This window comes from Thauera aminoaromatica S2, from assembly GCF_000310185.1.
GTDB lineage: Bacteria > Pseudomonadota > Gammaproteobacteria > Burkholderiales > Rhodocyclaceae > Thauera > Thauera aminoaromatica.
On sequence record NZ_AMXD01000187.1, the window covers coordinates 1 to 5,862 of the forward strand.

Consider the following 5,862-nt stretch of genomic DNA (forward strand, 5'->3'; position numbering starts at 1 on the left):
CCTCGGCCTGCTCGCCGGCCAGCGCCAGCGCTGGGAGGAGGCCGCGCGCGAGCTGCGCACCGCCGACGCCCTGCTGCCGGGCCATGCGCGCGTGCGCCGCAACCTCGACGCCGTGGAACGCTACCTGGAGCGCACCCGCCCGCGCTGAAGGGCTCCGCGACGGCGCGGCGGTGCTCAGGGCTGGCGCGGCGACGCGAGCGCGGCCGCGATCGCTGCGGCGCAGGCCTGCAGGTCGGCCAGATGCGCCTCCACCACCTTCGCGCGCAGGTCGTAGCGCCGCGGCCACACCAGGTTGATCGCCCCGCGCACCCCGCCATCGGCGAGGATCGGCACGGCGATGGCGTCGAAGCCGTCGTCGAAGCCCGCCATGTCCTCGAACGAGCCGCCGAAGAGCGCGTCGCGCACCGCATAGCCGCGCTGTCGCGTCTCCTCCAGGAGGGCGTCGATCTCGCCCTCGAGGACCGCCGCCGTGCGCGGATTCGACGGCGAGGCGGCGCGCCAGTGGGCGAGCACCGCTTCGCGTTCGGCCGCAGCGCAGAAGGCAAGCCAGGCCCGCCCGGGCGCGGAGAGCAGGATGTCCACCCGGTAGCCGATGCGGTAGCGCGGATTGAGCGCCAGCCCGGAGAGGCGGCGGGAGCTCTCCGCGACCTCCATCGCGAAGTCGCGGTACACCAGCAGGTCGGACGGCCACAGCACCGTGCGCTGCAGCGCCACCAGGTGCGGCGCCGCGGCCTCGACCAGGCGCGGATCGATCGCGTGCCCGCTCGGCGCCGCGGTCCACGCCAGCGAGCGCCGCCACAGCCCGTCGTCGATCGATCGCCACGCCAGCCCGCCCCGCTCCAGGGTGAGCAGGATGCGCAGCAGGGTCGGCTTGGGGAGCGCGCTGGCGGCGTGGAGCGCGCGCAGCGAGCTGCCCTCCTGGGGGCCGAGCAGGCGCAGCACCTCGATGCCGCGTTCGAGGGCACGGATCGAGGTGCCACGTTCCGAACTCATGCGTGGCGGCTCCTGTCGTCCATCCGGGACCTCCCGCGGCTCATGACATGGGAGGAATATAGAGGCTCTCCTTCACCTCCTCCATCACCACGTAGCTGCGCGACTCGGTCGCCGAGGGCAGCTTGAGCAGGATGTTGCCGAGCAGGCGACGGTAGTCGCTCATCTCCGAAATGCGCGCCTTGATCAGGTAGTCGAAGTCGCCCGACACGAGGTGGCACTCCATGACCTCGGGGACGAAGGCGAGCTCCTTCTTCACGCGCTCGAAGGCGTCGTTCGACTTGGCGGCGAGCTTGAGCTCGACGAAGACCAGCAGCGGGCGGCCGAGCGCGCGCGGGTCGACGCGGGCGTGGTAGCCGGTAATCGCGCCCTCGCGCTCCAGGCGGCGCACGCGCTCGGTGCACGGGGTCGCCGACAGGCCCACCTGGTGGGCGAGCTCGGTCATCGTCAGGCGCCCGTTCTTCTGCAACAAATCCAGTATTTTCAGGTCTGTACGGTCGAGGTCGCGCATTTCACTGCGCCGCCGGCAAGGCGGCCTCCGGATTGGTGATCTTCACTGATTGGCGATATCAGTTTAGTGACTTTCGCTAGCAAGGCCTCATTAGACTGCCGCAATTCCATCGAATACAGGCAGGAGACGCGAAATGAACGTGATCGTACTCGGCAGCGGCGTGATCGGCACCACCACCGCGTGGTATCTGGCCCAACGCGGCGCGCGCGTCACCGTGATCGACCGCCAGCCCGGCGCCGCGCTCGAGACCAGCTACGCCAACGCCGGCCAGGTCTCGCCCGGCTACTCCACACCCTGGGCCGCGCCCGGCATTCCGCTGAAGGCGCTGAAGTGGCTGTTCCAGCGCCACGCCCCGCTCGCGATCCGCGCCGACGGCAGCCTGTTCCAGCTGCGCTGGATGGCGCAGATGCTCGCCAACTGCTCGAGCGCGCGCTACGCGGTGAACAAGGAACGCATGATGCGCGTCTCCGAGTACGCCCGCGACTGCCTGCGCACGCTGCGCGCCGACACCGGCATCGCCTACGAGGAGCGCAGCCGCGGCACGCTGCAGCTGTTCCGCACCCAGGCCCAGCTCGACGCCGCCGCGCGCGACATCGCGGTGCTGGAGGAGTGCGGCGTGCCCTACGAGCTGCTCGACGGTGACGCGCTCGCCAGCGCCGAACCGGCGCTGGCCCGTCGCCCCGGCAAGCTCGCCGGTGGCCTGCGCCTGCCCAACGACGAGACCGGCGACTGCCAGCTCTTCACCACCCGCCTGGCGGCGATGGCGGAGGCGGCCGGCGTGACGTTCCGCTTCGGCACCGAGGTGCGCGAGCTGGTGCGCCGCGGCGGCCATATCGAGGGCGTGCGCATCGCCGGTGCCGACGGCGTCGAGCAGACCCTGGTCGCCGACCGCTACGTGCTCGCCTTCGGCAGCTACTCGCGCGCGCTCGCCTCCAGCCTCGGGCTGGACCTGCCGGTGTATCCGGTGAAGGGCTACTCGCTGACCGTGCCGCTGGTCGACGCCGCGCGCGCGCCGGTGTCCACGGTGCTCGACGAGACCTACAAGGTCGCGGTGACGCGCTTCGACGAGCGCATCCGCGTCGGCGGCATGGCCGAGCTCGGCGGCTTCGACCTGCGCCTCAACCCGCGCCGGCGCGAGACCCTGGAGCTGGTGGTGAACGACCTCTTCCCCGGCGGCGGCGACGTCAAGGCGGCGGAGTTCTGGACCGGCCTGCGCCCGATGACGCCGGACTCCACCCCGATCATCGGTGCCACGCCCTTCCCCGAGCTCTTCCTCAACACCGGCCACGGCACCCTGGGGTGGACCATGTCCTGCGGCGCCGGCGCGCTGGTCGCCGACCTGGTCGTCGGCCGCCAGCCGGCGATCCGCCACGACGACCTCGGCCTCGCGCGCTACGGCGCCGAGCACCGCAGCATACCGGTGGCCGGCGCCCGCCAGCGTCCGCTCGGCACCGTCTGAAGCGCGCTTGCGCGGCTTCGTGAGCCACGGCGCGTACCCGGGGGGCTGCATCGCGACTCGCGTCGCTCCTACAGTGCCCCGGCAGCGTGGGCGGCCCCTGTAGGAGCGACGCAAGTCGCGATTCCACGGCTCCATGTGCTGCGGCGGTGATCCGCGCGCCCGATCGCGACTTGCGTCGCTCCTACGGCGCGGCTCCGGCAGCGTGGCGGGCCCTCGTGGGAGCGACACGAGTCGCGATTCCACGGCGCGGGAGCCTCTGTGGGAGCGACGCGAGTCGCGATCGGGCCGCGCATTGCGGCGCTGGCGAATTCCCCGCACCATTTTGCCTTTCCACCCCTTCCGATCCCCGCCATGCGTCCCGCCCGCGCCCTCATCGACCTCTCCGCCCTGCGCCACAACTATCTTCTCGCTCGCGAGCGCCACGGCGGGCGGGCGCTCGCGGTGGTCAAGGCCAACGCCTATGGCCACGGCGCGCTGCGCTGCGCGCAGGCCTTGCGCGACGAGGCCGACGGCTTCGCGGTAGCCTTCCTCGGCGAGGCGCTGGAGCTGCGCGCGGGCGGCATCGATGCCCCCATCCTGCTGCTCGAGGGCGTGTTCGCCGCCGACGAGCTCGCCGAGGTGGCGCGCCAGCGGCTGTGGATGGTCGTGCACCACGAGGAGCAGCTGTGCATGCTGGAGCGCACGCCGCTCGCCGCACCGGTGGATGTGTGGCTGAAGGTCAATAGCGGCATGAACCGCGCCGGTTTCGTCGGCGACGCGGTGGCGCGGGCCTGGCGGCGCCTGCAGGCGAGCGGCAAGGTCGGACGCATCGTGCTGATGACGCACTTCGCGCGCGCCGACGAGCCCGAGCTCGGGACCACGCTGGAACAGTTGCAGCGCTTCGAGGCCGCCACCGCCGGCCTGCCCGGCGCGCGCAGCGTGGCCAACTCGGCAGCGATCCTGGCCTGGCCGCAGGCGCGCCGCGACTGGGCGCGCCCGGGCATCCTGCTCTATGGGGCCGATCCCATGCCCGCCGAGGGCAACGGCCTGCGTGCGGTGATGACGCTGGAGAGCGCGGTGATGGCGGTGCGCGAGATCGCGCCCGGCGAGGCGCTCGGCTACGGCGGCCGCTTCGTCGCCGAACGCCCGACGCGGGTCGGCCTGGTGGCGATGGGCTACGCCGACGGCTACCCGCGCGTGGTGCCCGACGGCACCCCGGTGGCGGTGGAGGGCCGCGCGAGCCGGATCATCGGCCGGGTGTCGATGGACATGCTGACGATCGACCTCACCGCGCTGCCCGAGGCCTGCCTGGGCAGCCAGGTCGAGCTATGGGGCAAGCAGGTGCCGATCAACCACATCGCCCAGGCCGCGGGCACGATCAGCTACGAGCTGCTGTGCAACGTGAAGCGGGTGCGGCTGGAGTATGCGGACGCGCGAGGCGTGGGAGGCAAGGCGTAGGGAGCGAGGCGTCAGCTGCGGCGGGCGATCGAGCGTCCACCGGCTTCCTGAAGCCTCTCAGCGCAGCTTGCGGAGGTTTTGCTCCTTGCCCCCGACGCCTCGCACCCGACGCCTCACTCCCGTACCCGATCGATCGTCACCGTCACGCCTTCGGCATCCGGCGCCACCGGAGCGCTGACGCCCTCGAGGTCGCCGGGGCGTGCGGTGGCATCGCCACCCTTGGAGACGCGCGCCGCGATCACGACGCGCTCGGGCACCGCGGCGTCGCCCATCATCAGCCTCGCGCCGTCGAAGTCGAAATTCACCGGCAGCTCGCTGCCCTTGAAGCGCAGCGCCGCCAGCGGGGGGCCGCCGGCCGGGCCACGCACGAACACGAACACCGCGTCCTCGGCCGCGACCTGGCCGGCGAGCGCGCCCTCGACCTGCAGGCGGCCGGCGACCTTGAGCGGCGAGGCCGGCGGCGGCGCGGCATTGCCTTCGTTGGTGGCGAGCGGCGCCATGCCGGCCTTCGCGCGCGCCTCGTTGATGCTCGCGCGCACGCCGCGCGCGACGTCGTCGCCCGGGGGGATCAGGGCGAGGATGCGCTCCCAGTAGCCGGCGGCGGCGGCGAAGTCGTCGCGCTGGTAGGCGGCGGTGCCAGCCAGCGCCAGCGCCTTGGGATGCTTCGGTTCCGCCTCGAGCGCACGCAGCACCAGCGCCTCGGCATCGCTCCCGACCTTGCCGGTCTGCGCGGCGACCACGTCGGCCCAGTCGGAGAGCACGTCGGGGTCGTTGGGCACCAGCTTGTCGAGGCGTTCGTAGGCGGCGGCAGCCTTGGGGAAGTCCTTCAGCACCAGGTAGGTCCGCGCCAGCATCGCCCAGCCCTCGGCGTTGTCGGGGTTGGCGGCGAGGTGCTTCTCCAGGCTGCCCACCATCTCGGTGACCTGCTCCTGCGTGAAGCCCTGCTGGCCCTCGACGTTCTTCGGGTCGAGCGCGGCGGGCTCGCCGATCATCAGGTAGGTGCCGACGGCAAGCGCGGGGATGGCGAGGCCGGTGGCGAGCGCCCACGCCTTGCTCGGCCGGCGGTCGGCGCTGTCGGCCGTCTCGGCGGCCACCTCGGCCTCCTCGAGGGCACGGCGCTCCAGCTCCTCGCGGCTCTTCGCATGGGTCGCGGCGTCGATGCGGCCCTCGGCGAGCTCGGCGTCGAGATCGGCGAGCTGCTCGCGCAGCACGGTCAGCACCATCGCGCTCTGGCGCATCTGCGCCTGGCTGCGGCGGCCGTAGCCGAGCAGCGGCGGCAGGATCAATAGCAACGCGCCGGCCACGAGCAGGCCGGCGAAAACGAGGAAGGCGGTCACTTGCGGGACTCCGGGGATGCGGGATTCGAGGCGGCGTCCCCGCCGCCGGCGAGCAGCGCACGCGCGCGCTCGCGGTCTGCGGCGCTGAGCGCGCCCTCGGCGGCGATCTCGCTGCGGCGCCGGCGCAG

At 72.7% G+C, this 5,862-nt stretch carries 5 protein-coding genes; 2 read left to right on the plus strand and 3 right to left on the minus strand.

The features are described from left to right. Positions 1 to 174: 174 nt before the first annotated feature. Both C665_RS17940 and C665_RS17945 read right to left on the minus strand, forming a co-directional pair. Positions 175 to 993 (minus strand): helix-turn-helix domain-containing protein, encoded by an 819-nt coding sequence (locus C665_RS17940; protein ID WP_004325464.1) that lies wholly within the window; start codon positions 991 to 993, stop codon positions 175 to 177. 40 nt (positions 994 to 1,033) lie between these two features. Further along, entirely contained in the window at positions 1,034 to 1,501 is a 468-nt protein-coding gene (locus C665_RS17945) for an Lrp/AsnC ligand binding domain-containing protein (RefSeq protein ID WP_004325466.1), read from the minus strand. 133 nt (positions 1,502 to 1,634) lie between these two features. Here C665_RS17945 and C665_RS17950 point away from each other — a divergent pair, with 133 nt between their 5' ends. Then, a complete protein-coding gene (locus C665_RS17950; RefSeq protein WP_004325468.1) occupies positions 1,635 to 2,960 on the plus strand; it encodes a D-amino acid dehydrogenase in 1,326 nt (441 codons plus the stop codon). 351 nt (positions 2,961 to 3,311) lie between these two features. Continuing rightward, entirely contained in the window at positions 3,312 to 4,397 is a 1,086-nt protein-coding gene (gene alr, locus C665_RS17955; protein WP_004325470.1) for an alanine racemase, read from the plus strand. A gap of 113 nt (positions 4,398 to 4,510) precedes the next feature. On the opposite strand, the gene ccmI is transcribed toward alr, so the two are convergent. Then, positions 4,511 to 5,734: a c-type cytochrome biogenesis protein CcmI gene (gene ccmI, locus C665_RS17960; protein ID WP_004325473.1), complete on the minus strand. Its 1,224-nt coding sequence runs from the start codon at positions 5,732 to 5,734 to the stop codon at positions 4,511 to 4,513. Positions 5,735 to 5,862 lie beyond the last annotated feature (128 nt).

Bases quoted from the DNA above. Each gene is read 5' to 3' on its own strand.
- C665_RS17940 (WP_004325464.1), bottom strand. From the start codon at position 993: ATGAGTTCGGAACGTGGCACCTCGATCCGTGCCCTCGAACGCGGCATC.
- C665_RS17945 (WP_004325466.1), bottom strand. From the start codon at position 1,501: ATGCGCGACCTCGACCGTACAGACCTGAAAATACTGGATTTGTTGCAG.
- C665_RS17950 (WP_004325468.1), top strand. From the start codon at position 1,635: ATGAACGTGATCGTACTCGGCAGCGGCGTGATCGGCACCACCACCGCG.
- alr (WP_004325470.1), top strand. From the start codon at position 3,312: ATGCGTCCCGCCCGCGCCCTCATCGACCTCTCCGCCCTGCGCCACAAC.